The organism is Robinsoniella sp., assembly GCF_034124845.1.
On sequence record NZ_JAWYAJ010000501.1, the window covers coordinates 1 to 14,487 of the forward strand.

Here is a 14,487-nt window from a genome sequence, read left to right on the forward strand (position 1 = left end):
TCAGTGCCCGCTTACAATCCGATGGGAGCCAGTCGAATTGTATCCGCCAAAAAGCACTCCGAAAAGGTAAGTAAATACTCAGCTCTGCTCTACGCTTCCTCCGCCCATACCAGTTTCCCACGCCCATGCACCCAGTATGATTGCAAGCAATGATATTTACATTATCCCCCTCCGCCCCGGTATTTTACAAAATAATCTTTTGTTACCCGGAATACCGTAGGAGACAGGACTGTGATAGCTATTAGGTTGGGAATTGCCATCAGCCCGTTTAGCGTATCCGAGACACTCCAGACAAAATCCAGCCGTGCCACAGCTCCGATGACAATAAAAAATATATAAACAAATTTATATGCCGGCACTATTTTACGCCCAAAGAGATAGATGACTGCCTGTTCTCCAAAATAGGACCAGCTAAGCAAAGTAGCCAGGCCAAAGAGCAGGATGGAAAAGGAGACAAAGATATCCCCTAAGGAGCCAAAGGTGGACGCAAAGGCAGCTGAGGCCAGGGGGACACCATTTGGAAGGGCATCCATATAACGGGTGGTCTGATACATCTGATCCAGCTGCATGGCATTTAAATAAGCAGTCTGGTCATAGACATTGGAGCACAGGATAGCCAGACCGGTGATGGTGCATACCACCATGGTATCTGCGAAAACTTCAAAAATTCCCCACATACCCTGGATAGCCGGATGATCCACATCTGCGGCTGCGTGTACCATAACGGAACTTCCAAGTCCGGCTTCATTGGAAAATACCCCTCTGGAAATTCCGGTACGCATAGCAGCAGCAATACCATATCCCAGAATCCCGCCTCCTGCCGCACGAAAGTTAAATGCTTCATGAAAAATAGAGCGAAAGGCAGCTGGAACATTTCCAAGGTGGGTCATAACTACAAGCAATGCTCCGATGATATAAAGGATAGACATAATGGGAACCAGTTTTTCGCTGACGACGGTAATACGGCCGATACCTCCGGTAATTACAAGCCCCGTAATGAGTGCAGCGGCAATTCCAATGACCAGCTTAGGAGTGCCCCAGGAGTGGTTCAGGGCATCTGCCATGGAGTTGGATTGAGACATATTGCCCATACCCAGTGCTGCACCGATGCAGAAAAGGGAAAAAAAGCAGGCGAGCCATTTGCAGTGAAGGCCCTTTTCCATGTAGATCATGGGGCCGCCGCTGTAATGGCCGTCTTTATCTTTGTTCCGAAAACAGATGCCAAGTACGGTTTCTCCGTAATGGGTCATCATTCCCAGGAGAGCGGAAACCCACATCCAGAAAAGTGCACCGGGTCCTCCGGCGGTAATGGCGGTGGCGACACCGGCTATGTTTCCCACACCGCCTGTGGATGCCAGAGCGGTAGCCATAGCCTGCCAGGGAGAAATGGTGTGTTTCTTTTTGCCGGCTTGCAGTCCCGGACCGGGCGGTTTTGGAGGCGGCGATTTTTTAAAACAGGTGAGAATCGTCTCGGAAAACCAGAGCTTAAAATGTCGGAATTGAAAACATCTGGTTCCAATGGTATAGAGAACTCCCACAGCCAGAAAAAATACCAGCATGGGAACTCCCCAGACGAAACGGTTAATTGTATCATTCAGGACAGATATGTAGTGGACCAATGTCTGCATGGCATACCCTTTCATGGGAATTGTTCTTCACATAATATTACGCATGAAAGAAATATTTATGACAACCCTTTAAAAGAAACGGAACCGCAGGTTATGCCGATTCCATCTGTCTGATTCATTCGAATCTGTGAACCTTCATACTCCGGTCCTCCCTTATAGGGGTCGGTGCAGCAAAGGGAAGGTCCATCCAGATCTACTTTTGTAATGACTTTTTGACCAGCAGCCAGATGGGCAGCGGCACTCACTGCAAGTTTACTTTCCAACATACAGCCCATCATGCACTCCACACCGTAGATCTGGGCTATGCTGCAGATTTTTAAGGCACCATAGATCCCTGCTGATTTCATTAGCTTTATATTGAGCATGTCAGCTCCATGCATTTCCAGAAGCCGAATGGCATCCCAAGGAGAAAATACGCTTTCATCTGCCAGAATTGGGGTGCAGGAGTGGGCTGTAACATACTGCATGCCCTGCAGATCATGGGCAGGAACGGGCTGCTCAATCAGTTCGGGATTCACGCCCAGATCCTCCATACGTGCTATAATGCGGACCGCTTCTTTCGGATTCCAGCCCTGGTTGGCATCCACCCGGATAGCTGTCCTGGGGCCTGTGGCCTGGCGGATCCGGGAAATGCGCTCCACGTCTTTCATGCCTTCTTTTCCCACTTTGACTTTCAGGATTTGAAATCCCCGGTCAATAGCCGTGAGGCTGTCTTGCACCATAACATCCAAGGGATTCACACTGATGGTAATATCGGTCTCCAGGCTCTGCCGGGCACCGCCGAGTACCTGATAGAGGGGACGGTGCAGGCTCCTGGCATAGAGATCGTAGACTGCCATATCCACCGCTGCCTTGGCAGATGAATTGTAAAGTATGCAGGAATGCAGCACGTGCATGATCTCCTCAATATTGCCTACTTCCATGCCGGTTATGGCAGGTGCAATAAAGTCACGGATGGCGCAGACAATGGAACCCTTGGTTTCACCGGTAATCACTGCAGTGGGAGGTGCTTCCCCATATCCGGTATCTCCGGCGTCCGTATGAACGATAATTACAATATCATCCACGGAGTTAACAGTGCGCAGAGCAGTCCGAAAGGGAACCGCCAGGGGTATTTGAATTTCCCGGATATCGATTTTTGATATTTTTATAATGCATTCCTCCTAGAAAATAATAAAAAATAAAAACCTGTCGTAGTATAAAATATGTATAGATCATTACTTCTATTCAGATAATAAGAAAGAGAAGGATTTGTAAAATATGACCAAAATTAGTTTGGGAAAATTGTAAAATAAGACGAAATGAATATTTTGCTTGTAAGAAAGGACACAAGTCCTATCTAAAAAAACGATAAGGGACTATGATCTATTTATCAAGAGACAGCAATATGTACGATAGCTTAGCTAAAACAGGATAGACAAAGAGATTGGAAGAAAGGGCAGTGCAGCAGGCAGGAGCGTGTTTGACATATATCATCAATCATTCTCCGGCAAAGGCATGTAAAGGTAAAAAAATGAAAGCAAAAAGAGTGTTTTTAATTGTATTAGACAGTTTCGGAATCGGTGAACTGCCGGATGCAGGCAAATTCCATGATACCGGGAGCAATACACTTGGAACCATACGAAAATCCAAAGAGTATTTTACTCCCAACCTGGAAAAACTGGGGTTGTTTCATATCGAAGGGGTAGAAAAAGGAAAAACAGAGGTAACACCCATTGGTTCATATGCCAGGATGACAGAAGCATCTATGGGAAAAGATACTACCATAGGGCATTGGGAAATTGCCGGTGTTATTTCCCCCGAGCCGCTTCCGGTTTATCCTGATGGATTTCCGGAAGAGATTATTAAAAAGTTTGAGGAAGAGACAGGCAGAAAAGTTATCTGCAACCGACCGTATTCCGGTACCGATGTTATCCGGGACTATGGAAAAGAACATATGGAAACAGGAGCGTTGATCGTCTATACATCTGCTGACAGTGTGTTTCAAATTGCCGCTCATGAAGGTGTGGTACCGTTAAAGGAACTGTATCATGACTGTGAGATTGCAAGAAAACTGCTTTGTAATCAGCATGGAGTGGGCAGAGTAATTGCAAGGCCATTTGAAGGAACAGATCCGGATTTCAGACGGACAACAAACCGCCATGACTTTTCCCTGGTTCCGCCTAAAACGACAATGCTGGATGTTCTGGAAGAAAAGGGATTTGACACACTGGGTGTAGGGAAAATCTATGATATCTTTGCGGGACGGGGCATACAGGATACCACAAGCATTGTAAGTAATACAGACGGAATGGAGAAAACCATTGCACTCCAGGACCGTGATTTTCATGGAATTTGTTTCGTGAATCTGGTGGATTTCGACATGCTGTATGGACATAGAAATGATATTGACGGCTATGCAAAGGCAGCCACAGATTTTGACAGGCAGCTTGGTACATTTCTGGGCAGAATGAAAGAGGACGATATCCTGTTGATAACTGCAGATCATGGATGTGATCCGGGAACGGCAAGCACCGACCACTCGAGAGAATATACGCCAATGCTGATTTACGGCAAGGGTGTGAAAGAAAATGTCTCTCTGGGAACAAGAAAAACTTTCGCAGATATTGCAGCCACCGTATTGGATTTGTTTGGAATTGACAACCAGGTGGATGGAGAAAGTTTTCTTAAGGAAGTGTGGAAGTAAACGGTAAGAGCAGAACGTATTAAAGAGAGGATGGTATGAGAAGAATGGATGACAGAGAGCTGATTTTAGAGGCATATAAAGCCCAGACGTACTCTTATTCCCCATACTCAGGTTTTCAGGTTGGGGCAGCACTTTTAGGAAAGAGCGGCAGGGTTTATACCGGATGTAATATTGAAAATGCTTCTTTTTCTCCAACGAACTGTGCGGAGAGGACGGCATTCTTTAAAGCAGTGTCGGTTGGGGAGATGGAGTTTGAAAAGATTGTTATAGTGGGGAATAAAAAAGGAGCTTCTTCAGAGGAAAGAGATTATTGTGCACCCTGCGGGGTGTGCAGACAGGTGATGGCAGAGTTTTGTAATCCAACGGAATTTAAGGTAATCCTGGCAAAAAGTGAAACGGATTACCGGACCTATCGGCTGGAAGAATTATTTCCGTTTGGTTTTTCAAAAGAAGATTTATAGGAGCAGGCAAAAACTTATAATTAAACAGGAAAGGAAGCGCCGCAGAGGGGACTGCGGTATGCATGGGTGGGGATATGGCGGAATTTGTTATAGAGATGAACCATATCACAAAGGAATTTGGCAGTTTCAAGGCCAATGACGATGTGACATTGCAGCTTAGAAAGGGTGAAATCCACGCGCTGTTAGGAGAAAACGGGGCAGGAAAATCCACACTGATGAGTGTACTGTTCGGGCTTTACCAGCCGGAAAAAGGGCAGATTAAAATGAATGGTAAAGAGGTAAAGATTAATAATCCCAATGATGCAAATGCATTGGGAATCGGAATGGTACACCAGCATTTTAAGCTGGTACATAATTTTACGGTACTGGAAAGTATTATCCTGGGCAGGGAAACCTTAAAAAACGGATTCCTCAAAATGGATGATGCCAGGAAAAAAGTAATGGAATTAAGTGAACGCTATCACTTCAAAATAGATCCGGATGCGCAGATCGCGGATATTACGGTAGGCATGCAGCAGCGTGTGGAAATTCTGAAAATGCTGTATTGCGACAATGAAGTGTTAATCTTTGATGAACCAACTGCGGTTCTCACGCCTCAGGAAATTGATGAGTTGATGAAGGTGATGAAACAGCTGGTAAAGGAAGGAAAATCCCTGATATTTATTACTCATAAATTAAACGAAATCAAAGCAGTAGCAGATCGCTGCAGTGTACTGCGCAAGGGAAAATATATCGGTACCATTGATGTAAAGGATACCACAAAAGAAGAAATGTCCGAGATGATGGTAGGGCGTAAAGTAAACTTAAATGTGGAGAAAAAACTGCAGGATCCGGGAGAAGCGGTTCTTGAGGTGAAGAACCTTATCATTAAATCCGCAAATTCCCAGAAGCATATTGTAAATGATGTTTCCTTTCAGGTGCGGAAAGGCGAAATTGTCTGTATTGCAGGAATCGACGGCAATGGGCAGTCGGAACTGGTCTATGGCATAACTGGATTAATGCCCCTGGACGAAGGAAGCGTTTCCTTAAATGGAAAGGATATCACCAAAGAGAGTATCCGGAAGAAATGCCAGGACGGGATGGCGCATATACCGGAAGACCGGCACAAACATGGCCTGGTACTGGACTATGATTTGCAGGAAAATCTGGTGCTTCAGTCCTACTATACACCGAGGTTCCAGAATCATGGTTTCCTGAAATTCCAGGCTATCCGTGAATATGCGAAAAAGCTGATTACACAATTTGATATCCGGTGCGGACAGGGGGAAGAGTCCATTGTACGGGGAATGTCAGGGGGAAACCAGCAGAAAGCAGTCATTGCCAGGGAACTGGACCGGGATCCGGAGATTGTGGTAACGGTACAGCCGGTCCGTGGACTGGATGTAGGTGCCATTGAGTATATACACAAACAGCTGGTAGCACAGCGGGATAAGGGGAAAGCAGTTCTCCTGGTATCTCTGGAATTAGATGAAGTAATGCAGTTAAGTGACCGGATACTGGTAATGTACGAGGGGGAAATTGTTGCAGATGTTAAGCCGGAAGAAGTCACTGTGCAGGAATTAGGCCTTTACATGGCGGGAACGAAAAGGAGCGCAGGTTATGAAAGAAAAGCTAAATAATAAAAAAGAGCGGAAAGGGCTGCTTAATTTCTCGGCTTCCCTGGTTGCAATTGTTGCCGGACTGGCTGTAGGGCTGATTATTCTGCTTTTCAGCAATTCGTCGGAGGCGCTGGATGGCTTCTCCATGATTCTAAAAGGTGGATTTACCTCAGGTTCCTATGGAGTAGGACAGATGCTGTATATCGCAACGCCCATTATTATGACCGGTCTGTCGGTTGGGTTTGCTTTTAAGACCGGGCTGTTTAATATCGGGGCTTCGGGACAGTTTACCATGGGTGCTTTTGCAGCTGTTTATATTGGCGTGAAATGGACCTGGCTTCCAGGGGGAATACACTGGATCGTGGCGATCCTGGGCGCCGCACTGTTTGGTGCTTTATGGGGAATGATACCCGGACTTTTAAAAGCGTTTCGGAATGTAAATGAGGTCATCGCATCCATCATGACAAACTACATCGGGATGTATCTGGTGAACATGCTGGTAACCGGGACGATTTATGATCAGATTAAAAACCAGTCTCTGCCGGTAGCGGCATCCGCAACTATACCAAAGGCGGGACTGGACCGTATGTTTCCCGAGGCAAATATGAACATTGGAATCCTGATTGCGATTCTGCTTGTCATCGTCATTTACATACTAATAAATAAGACAACCTTTGGATATGAGCTAAAAGCGTGCGGACTGAGCCCACAGGCAAGTAAATATGCAGGAATTAATGAAAAAAGGAACATTGTCCTTTCTATGGCAATTGCAGGTGCCCTTGCAGGAATCGGCGGAGCACTGATGTATCTGGCAGATGTGGGAAAATGTATCCAGGTGCTGGATGTTATTTCGCCCGAAGGCTTCAGCGGTATTTCCGTAGCGCTGCTTGGTATTTCCAATCCGATCGGTATCCTTTTTGCAGGTTTGTTTATCGGGCATATCACAGTTGGCGGTGACAATCTTCAGCTGCTGAGCTTTGCGCCGGAAGTAATTGACATTATTATATCCGTCATTATCTATTTTGGAGCATTTGCGTTACTGTTTAAAAATGTTATTATAAAATTCATAAGCAGGAGAAGAAGGGAGGCTGAAAAATCATGAATATTCTTTATTTTGTAGTTCAGCAGACCATGTTTTTTGCCATACCGCTGCTGGTAGTGGCACTGGGCGCCATGTTTGCAGAGCGAAGCGGTGTCATCAATATCGCAATGGAAGGGATTATGGTTATGGGAGCCTTCGCCGGCATTCTGTTTATCAATACTTTTGAAAATACGTTAAGCGGGCAGTCCTTTATGATTCTGGCAATCCTGATATCCGGCATCGCAGGTGGTGTGTTCTCTCTGCTTCATGCTTTTGCTTCTGTGAATCTGAAAGCAGACCAGACCATAAGCGGTACCGCACTGAACCTTTTTGCACCGGCGTTTGCAATATTTGTAGCCAGAATGGTACAGGGAAAGCAGCAGATTTCTTTTCTGGATACCTTCCATATTAAAAAGATACCGCTTCTGGGTGATATTCCCGTACTTGGAGATATGTTTTTCAAACATACATATCTGACAACATTTTTGGGGATTCTCATATTAATCGCTGCCGCAATTGTGATTAATAAAACGAAATTCGGACTTCGGCTGCGTGCCTGCGGGGAAAATCCCCAGGCGGCTGATTCGGTAGGTATTAATGTATATAAGATCCGCTATGCAGGCGTTATTATTTCCGGTGTCCTGGGAGGAATCGGCGGGCTGGCATTCGTGGTGCCCACCTCTACTAATTTCAGCGCAAGTGTGGCGGGATACGGCTTCCTGGCAATTGCAGTGCTGATCTTCGGACAATGGAGAGTGGGGAGAATCTTCGGAGCGGCAGTATTTTTCGGAATCATGAAGACCCTTTCCAGCACCTATTCCGGAATTCCGGTATTAAAGGATCTTCCGCTGCCGGATGGATTGTATAAAATGATTCCTTATGTGGCGACACTTGTAGTACTGGCGTTCCTGTCCAAAAATTCTCAGGCTCCAAAGGCAGAGGGAATTCCGTATGATAAGGGAAGCAGGTAAAAAATAAGGGAAGCGCAAATACATCCGGCAATTATAATTTGATAGTGTATCAGGTAAATATAATAAATAATAGAAGACGCATAAAGCGCCGTTGGAGGAAAAAATGAGCGAATTAAATGTATTAAATTATGTAGACCACACCCAGTTAAAGGCATTTGCAACCTGGGCAGATATTCAGAAATTATGTGAGGAGGCAGCCACATACCATACGGCGTCTGTATGCATCCCCCCATGCTATGTAAAAAGAGTTAAAGAAAGATATGGGGACCGGATTAATATCTGCACCGTAATTGGATTTCCACTGGGTTACAGCGTAACGGAGGCAAAAGCAGAAGAAATCCGCCAGGCAAAGAAAGACGGTGCCAGTGAATTTGATATGGTTGTGAATATTAGTGATGTAAAAAACGGGGATTTTGATAAGGTGGAAAAAGAAATCGCGGCATTGAAAAAAGAAGCCGGAGATTTTATTTTAAAGGTTATCATCGAAACCTGTTATCTGGACGAAGCAGAAAAAACAGCATTATGTAAAGCAGTGACAAATGCCAAAGCAGACTTTATCAAAACCAGTACCGGATTTGGAACAGCTGGGGCAACTCTTGAGGATATCCGCCTGTTTAAACGGGAAATCGGGGAAAAAGTTAAAATTAAAGCAGCAGGCGGCGTTAGAACCATAGAAGACCTGGAAGCATTTATCAAAGAAGGATGCAGCCGTATCGGAACCAGCTCCGCAGTTGAATTGTTAAAGGGCAGGTCAGCAAAAGAATATTAGGAGAATGTGATATGAAGAAAAAATGTATTGCATTTCTGATAGCAGCGGCCATGGTGTTCACTATGGCGGGCTGTCAGAAGGGTGGGGAAGAGGAATCTTCGGAATCGAATAAAAAATATGAAGTGGCATTATCCATGGATGTGGGGTCCATCGATGACCGTTCCTTTAACCAGGGTTCCTGGGAGGGGGTTCAGGCATATGCCAAAGAACACAATCTAACCAGTAAATATTATGAACCTACGGAAAAGTCCGATGATGCCTATACGAAATCCCTGGAACTTGCAGTTAAAGGCGGAGCCAAAATTGTAGTATGTCCCGGTTATCTCTATGAAGTTCCGGTTTACAACATGCAGAAAAAATATCCGGATGTTAAATTTGTGATTCTGGACGGATCTCCCCATGACGGAAATGGGAACAGCGAGATTCTGGACAATACTCATTCCATATTTTATGCAGAAGAACAGGCGGGGTTCCTGGCAGGATATGCAGCAGTGATGGATGGTAACCGGAAGCTGGGGTTTATGGGGGGAATTGCAGTACCCGCAGTAATCCGTTTTGGTTATGGTTTTATACAGGGAGCAGATTATGCAGGAAAGCAATTAGGGCTTTCTAAGGGTGATCTGGAGATGAAATATACATATGTTGGTAACTTCGACGCGACGCCGGACAATATGTCGAAAGCAGCGGCGTGGTATAATGAAGGTACAGATACTATATTTGCCTGCGGCGGCGGAGTAGGAAATTCCGTGATGAAGGCAGCAATGTTCGTAGATAAGACCGTAATCGGGGTAGACGTTGACCAGTCCGGTGAATCCGATACCGTAATTACTTCAGCAGTGAAGAATTTGCAGAAGTCCGTATATGATGTACTGGACAGTTTTTATCAAGGGAAGTTTGAAGGCGGAGTATCAGTTGTATTGGGCTCAGAGTCAGGAAATGTGCTGCTGCCTATGAAGAATTCAAAGTTTAAGACTTTTTCACAGGCAGACTATGATGAAATTTACCAAATGATCGTGGATGGAAAGATACAGATTCATAAGGATGACGTGGCACAGGATGCAAAAGGTGTGCCCACTGAGATTGTGGTAACGGAATTGATTAAGTAATGGAATTGATGAAGTAACAGGATATAAGATTTGGAAAGGAGGATTGCCATGCTGCGACAGGATTCTATGGAACAGCTGTTGTCTCTGATTGAAAGTCTGGGGAGACAGGAACGGGAATATCTGGAGGATTATCTGGCAGAGGCACCGCTCTGGCTGATGCAGTCATTTCAGATACAGAAACTGCCCAGGGGAACTATCTTTATTCGTGAGGAAGAAGAAGTAAATATGATTTACATTCTGGCTAAGGGAATTGTCCGCGCTGTTGATCACAGAGTTTTGGGAATTGCCTACGATTATATGCGGTTTGAGCCCATTAAAGTCTTTGGCACCATGGAGATCCTTCTGGACCGGGAAACATATGAAACTACACTTTCCACCGTTACGGAGTGCACCATGCTGGTCATATCCAGACATAAATTTGAAAAATGGTTAAAAAGTGACCGCCATGTTCTGCTGATGGAAATAAAAAGTATGGGGAACTATTTATTGGAGCAGGCAAAGAAGGAACGCATTTTCTTATTTTTGCAGGGCGCAGACAGGATGATTCTCCTGTTTATGAGACTGTACGAACACAATCAGGAGAACGGAATCTGCGAACTTCGGATGACAAGGCAGGAACTGTCAGAAAGTTCAGGGCTTTGCGTCAAGACGGTTAACCGTTCGGTGAAGGCGATGGAGGAAGAATCATATATTACAAAAAAAGGCTATACACTTGAGATAAATCGGGAACAGTACTTAAAAATGAAAGCATTTATTGCAGATAAAGTTGCAAATTATGAAAAGAAGTAAAATTATAAATTGTTGAAAAGGAGATTGTTATTATGAAATATGCAGAAGAAGGATTACAGTATCATATTGGGGTAAGAAGCGGAGATGTAGGAAAATATGTGATTTTACCGGGAGACCCCAAGAGATGTGAAAAAATAGCAAAGCATTTTGACAATGCAAAACTAGTGGCTGACAGCAGAGAATTTGTTACTTATACAGGATACCTGGATGGGGTGAAGGTAAGTGTCACATCAACGGGAATTGGCGGTCCGTCCGCATCAATTGCCATGGAAGAGCTGGTTAAAGCCGGTGCAGATACCTTTATTCGTGTGGGGACCTGCGGAGGCATGGATCTGGATGTTCAGAGCGGCGATGTTGTCATTGCAACCGGGGCAATCCGCATGGAAGGAACCAGTAAGGAGTATGCACCAATTGAATATCCGGCAGTAGCTGATATTGAAGTTGCCAATGCATTGATTAATTCTGCGAAAGAGTTAAACTACCGCTACCATGCAGGCGTTGTAGAATGCAAGGATTCTTTTTACGGACAGCATGAGCCGGAGAAAATGCCGGTAAACTATGAACTTCAGAATAAGTGGAATGCCTGGCTCCGACTTGGCTGCAAGGCTTCAGAAATGGAATCAGCAGCACTGTTTATTGTGGGAAGCTATTTAAGAGTCCGGGTGGGATCTGTATTTCTTGTTGTGGCTAACCAGGAAAGAGAAAAACAGGGACTAAGCAACGAGGTTGTCCATGATACGGAAATGGCAATTACAAATGCTGTTATGGCTATACGAAAACTGATAAAAGAGGATGGCAGTCTGTAGATTGAGTAAAATATGGATGTAAAAACCCCGGCAGGGCTTTCAAAACCAAGAAAGCTGTGCCGGGGTTTTTATTTGTCTTGATCAAATTAATGTTTTTTTATTTTGTATGAAATACATGAAAATTTGCACAATAATATTGACACTACAAGTAAATAGGATTAAAATTTATAATATTTATAATTTTGGAAGCATATGAAGAAACAGCTGAAGAGATGCTGTGAAAGGGGACTTATATGAGTCAGGTTCAAAATATGTTAGACCGTCTGCCTGCAGAGATGTCGGGTGTTTTTCTAACAGTTACGATCATAATGGCACTGGTGAACTGTTTTTTCGGATTCCGACTGCTTAAATTCTGGATTTCTCTGTTTGGCTTTGTTACCGGAGCAGGAATCGGATATTTTCTGGGAGATTATTTTACCCATAATCTGATCGTTGCAGTCATTGCAGCAGTCATTTGCGGAGTTGCATTGATGCTGCTTGCATTTAAAGTTTATCTTGCCGGGGTCTTTGTGCTTTGCGGTGCCCTTGCTTATTTTGCAGTAAACGAAATCATGCTGCCGGATATCTGGTGGAAGTTTGCAATATGCATCGTAGTAGGGTTGTTAATCGGCTGCATTGCCGTTAAGTTTGTGAGGCCCGCGGTTATCGTAAGTTCCGGAATCCATGGGGGAATATCTCTGGCAGGTGCAATTCTGTCAGCAATCGGGCTGAAAGACCAGACGATGGCTTTAGTGACCGGAATTGCACTGGCAATTGTGGGGATTTTATTTCAATTTGCCAACACCAGAAAGATGATAAAGCGATGATAATTTAAGAACGAAAGGATTGTAAAAGGTTGTTTGTCCTGGATAAATGCAGGCGCATATTTTGAACAAATGTATATAAAGTGTACGAAATTTGGCAATATCCTTGCAACAACACATAATTTATGGTATAGTATCTTCTGTCAAAGACAAATGTCCAATTAGGGCATACATTGACAACTCTGGAGAGTCTCAAAGAACGAGCGCCGAAGGTGTACAGTGGGTAAAGTATGTTACCCGCCTATCTCTCAGGCAAAAGGACAGAGCTATATCTGTATAAGTTCTACTCTTTAGGGGGCTGATTATTTTATCAGCTCTTTTTCTATTGCATTGAAACAGATAAAGGAGAGAAGAGAATTATGCTGGATCAAATTAACACGATATTGGGAAACATTGACGATTTCCTTTGGGGGGTCCCCCTTATTGTACTTATTTTAGCTACGGGTATTTATTTAACAATCCGCCTGAAAGGGCTGCAGATTACAAAACTTCCCAAAGCGCTTAAGTATATGTTTAAAAATGAAGAAGGCGGCCATGGGGAAGTGACCAGCTTTGCAGCCCTTTGCACCGCTCTTTCCGCTACAATCGGAACAGGAAATATTGTAGGGGTTGCTACTGCAATCGTAGCCGGCGGACCGGGGGCGTTATTTTGGATGTGGGTTGCTGCCTTGTTTGGTATGGCGACGAAATACGCGGAGGGTGTATTGGCGATTAAATACCGTGTAATTAATGATGACGGGCATGTAATCGGAGGACCATTTTACTACATTCAAAATGGAATGGGAATCAAATGGAAATGGCTTGCCAAATTATTTGCATTCTTTGGACTGGGTGTGGGACTTCTTGGGATTGGAACGTTTACACAGGTAAATGGTATTTCCAATGCAGTTAATAATTTTTTTGATCCTAATAATGCCTGGAGCGTTTCTATTTTAGGCAGGGAGTATTCCTGGACGGTGGTTATCGCGGGAATTATATTAACGATTTGTGTAGGTATGGTAATTATCGGTGGAATCAAGAGAATTGCCAGTGTTTCCCAGATCGTTGTACCATTTATGGCAGGGATATACATACTCGCATGTCTGGTACTTCTGGTGCTGAATTATAAGCATATTCCAAATGCGTTTAAGGCAATTTTTGAAGGTGCATTTGGACTTCGTGCGGCGGCAGGAGGAGCTTTGGGAAGTATTATGGTAGCAATGCAAAAGGGAATTGCCCGTGGAATATTTTCAAATGAAGCCGGTCTTGGCAGTGCCCCGATTGCTGCTGCGGCAGCTCAGACAAATGAGCCGGTGCGTCAGGGATTAGTTTCCATGACGGGAACATTTATTGATACAATTGTAATCTGTACCATGACGGGGCTTACGATTGTAATTACAGATACCTGGAATATCGGTTTAGAAGGCGTTGCGGTAACTACAGCGGCATTTCAGCAGGGACTGCCCTTCAGCAATACGGTCAGTGCATTTATACTGATGGTCTGCCTTGTATTTTTTGCTTTTACCACAATATTGGGCTGGGACTATTACAGTGAACGGTGTCTGGAATATCTCTGCGGATATAATAAAAAGATACTAAACGGTTACCGCTGGCTGTACATTTTAGCAGTATTTATCGGTCCGTTTATGACAGTTTCTGCGGTTTGGGTTATTGCGGATATTTTCAATGCACTAATGGCTCTGCCGAACTTAATTGCAATATTAGTATTAAGCGGTGTCATAGCAGCTGAAACAAAGAAGTATTTTTCTAAAATGAAATAGGTTAAAATTCTTGATATTAAGAGAAGGAG

At 44.3% G+C, this 14,487-nt stretch carries 13 protein-coding genes and 1 riboswitch; of the genes, 11 read left to right on the forward strand and 2 right to left on the reverse strand.

Going from position 1 to position 14,487, the window contains the following annotated elements:
* Positions 1-161: 161 nt before the first annotated feature.
* Positions 162-1,628: an alanine/glycine:cation symporter family protein gene (locus ACH2DQ_RS24755; protein WP_394913856.1), complete on the reverse strand. Its 1,467-nt coding sequence runs from the start codon at positions 1,626-1,628 to the stop codon at positions 162-164.
* Between the two features lie 56 nt (positions 1,629-1,684).
* Positions 1,685-2,782: a dipeptide epimerase gene (locus ACH2DQ_RS24760; RefSeq protein WP_395028597.1), complete on the reverse strand. Its 1,098-nt coding sequence runs from the start codon at positions 2,780-2,782 to the stop codon at positions 1,685-1,687.
* Positions 2,783-3,141: 359 nt separating this feature from the next.
* Here ACH2DQ_RS24760 and ACH2DQ_RS24765 point away from each other — a divergent pair, with 359 nt between their 5' ends.
* The 11 genes from ACH2DQ_RS24765 (at position 3,142) to ACH2DQ_RS24815 (ending at position 14,458) form a co-directional block, all read left to right on the forward strand.
* Positions 3,142-4,314: a phosphopentomutase gene (locus ACH2DQ_RS24765; protein WP_394913953.1), complete on the forward strand. Its 1,173-nt coding sequence runs from the start codon at positions 3,142-3,144 to the stop codon at positions 4,312-4,314.
* 44 nt (positions 4,315-4,358) lie between these two features.
* Positions 4,359-4,775, forward strand: coding sequence for a cytidine deaminase (gene cdd, locus ACH2DQ_RS24770; RefSeq protein WP_394913952.1), 417 nt, complete (start codon positions 4,359-4,361; stop codon positions 4,773-4,775).
* Positions 4,776-4,849: 74 nt separating this feature from the next.
* Entirely contained in the window at positions 4,850-6,394 is a 1,545-nt protein-coding gene (locus tag ACH2DQ_RS24775) for an ABC transporter ATP-binding protein (RefSeq protein WP_394913855.1), read from the forward strand.
* On the forward strand, positions 6,375-7,475 hold the full coding sequence (locus ACH2DQ_RS24780) for an ABC transporter permease (RefSeq protein ID WP_394913854.1): 1,101 nt from the start codon (positions 6,375-6,377) through the stop codon (positions 7,473-7,475). Before ACH2DQ_RS24775 ends, ACH2DQ_RS24780 begins: the two co-directional genes overlap by 20 nt.
* Entirely contained in the window at positions 7,472-8,425 is a 954-nt protein-coding gene (locus ACH2DQ_RS24785; RefSeq protein WP_394913853.1) for an ABC transporter permease, read from the forward strand. Before ACH2DQ_RS24780 ends, ACH2DQ_RS24785 begins: the two co-directional genes overlap by 4 nt.
* Positions 8,426-8,528: 103 nt before the next feature.
* Entirely contained in the window at positions 8,529-9,194 is a 666-nt protein-coding gene (gene deoC / locus ACH2DQ_RS24790) for a deoxyribose-phosphate aldolase (RefSeq protein ID WP_394913852.1), read from the forward strand.
* A gap of 11 nt (positions 9,195-9,205) precedes the next feature.
* A complete protein-coding gene (locus ACH2DQ_RS24795; protein WP_394913851.1) occupies positions 9,206-10,300 on the forward strand; it encodes a BMP family protein in 1,095 nt (364 codons plus the stop codon).
* Positions 10,301-10,348: 48 nt separating this feature from the next.
* Positions 10,349-11,089, forward strand: a complete 741-nt coding sequence (locus tag ACH2DQ_RS24800; RefSeq protein ID WP_394913850.1) for a Crp/Fnr family transcriptional regulator — start codon at positions 10,349-10,351, stop codon at positions 11,087-11,089.
* A gap of 32 nt (positions 11,090-11,121) precedes the next feature.
* A complete protein-coding gene (gene udp, locus ACH2DQ_RS24805; protein WP_394913849.1) occupies positions 11,122-11,895 on the forward strand; it encodes a uridine phosphorylase in 774 nt (257 codons plus the stop codon).
* 233 nt (positions 11,896-12,128) lie between these two features.
* Positions 12,129-12,701, forward strand: coding sequence for a hypothetical protein (locus tag ACH2DQ_RS24810; protein ID WP_394913848.1), 573 nt, complete (start codon positions 12,129-12,131; stop codon positions 12,699-12,701).
* 169 nt (positions 12,702-12,870) lie between these two features.
* Positions 12,871-12,972, forward strand: a riboswitch (glycine riboswitch).
* Between the two features lie 85 nt (positions 12,973-13,057).
* Positions 13,058-14,458: an alanine/glycine:cation symporter family protein gene (locus tag ACH2DQ_RS24815; protein WP_394913847.1), complete on the forward strand. Its 1,401-nt coding sequence runs from the start codon at positions 13,058-13,060 to the stop codon at positions 14,456-14,458.
* The last annotated feature ends 29 nt before the right edge of the window (positions 14,459-14,487 follow it).

Bases quoted from the DNA above. Each gene is read 5' to 3' on its own strand.
- ACH2DQ_RS24755 (WP_394913856.1), bottom strand. From the start codon at position 1,628: ATGCAGACATTGGTCCACTACATATCTGTCCTGAATGATACAATTAAC.
- ACH2DQ_RS24765 (WP_394913953.1), top strand. From the start codon at position 3,142: ATGAAAGCAAAAAGAGTGTTTTTAATTGTATTAGACAGTTTCGGAATC.
- cdd (WP_394913952.1), top strand. From the start codon at position 4,359: ATGGATGACAGAGAGCTGATTTTAGAGGCATATAAAGCCCAGACGTAC.
- ACH2DQ_RS24775 (WP_394913855.1), top strand. From the start codon at position 4,850: ATGGCGGAATTTGTTATAGAGATGAACCATATCACAAAGGAATTTGGC.
- ACH2DQ_RS24780 (WP_394913854.1), top strand. From the start codon at position 6,375: ATGAAAGAAAAGCTAAATAATAAAAAAGAGCGGAAAGGGCTGCTTAAT.
- ACH2DQ_RS24785 (WP_394913853.1), top strand. From the start codon at position 7,472: ATGAATATTCTTTATTTTGTAGTTCAGCAGACCATGTTTTTTGCCATA.
- deoC (WP_394913852.1), top strand. From the start codon at position 8,529: ATGAGCGAATTAAATGTATTAAATTATGTAGACCACACCCAGTTAAAG.
- ACH2DQ_RS24795 (WP_394913851.1), top strand. From the start codon at position 9,206: ATGAAGAAAAAATGTATTGCATTTCTGATAGCAGCGGCCATGGTGTTC.
- ACH2DQ_RS24800 (WP_394913850.1), top strand. From the start codon at position 10,349: ATGCTGCGACAGGATTCTATGGAACAGCTGTTGTCTCTGATTGAAAGT.
- udp (WP_394913849.1), top strand. From the start codon at position 11,122: ATGAAATATGCAGAAGAAGGATTACAGTATCATATTGGGGTAAGAAGC.
- ACH2DQ_RS24810 (WP_394913848.1), top strand. From the start codon at position 12,129: ATGAGTCAGGTTCAAAATATGTTAGACCGTCTGCCTGCAGAGATGTCG.
- ACH2DQ_RS24815 (WP_394913847.1), top strand. From the start codon at position 13,058: ATGCTGGATCAAATTAACACGATATTGGGAAACATTGACGATTTCCTT.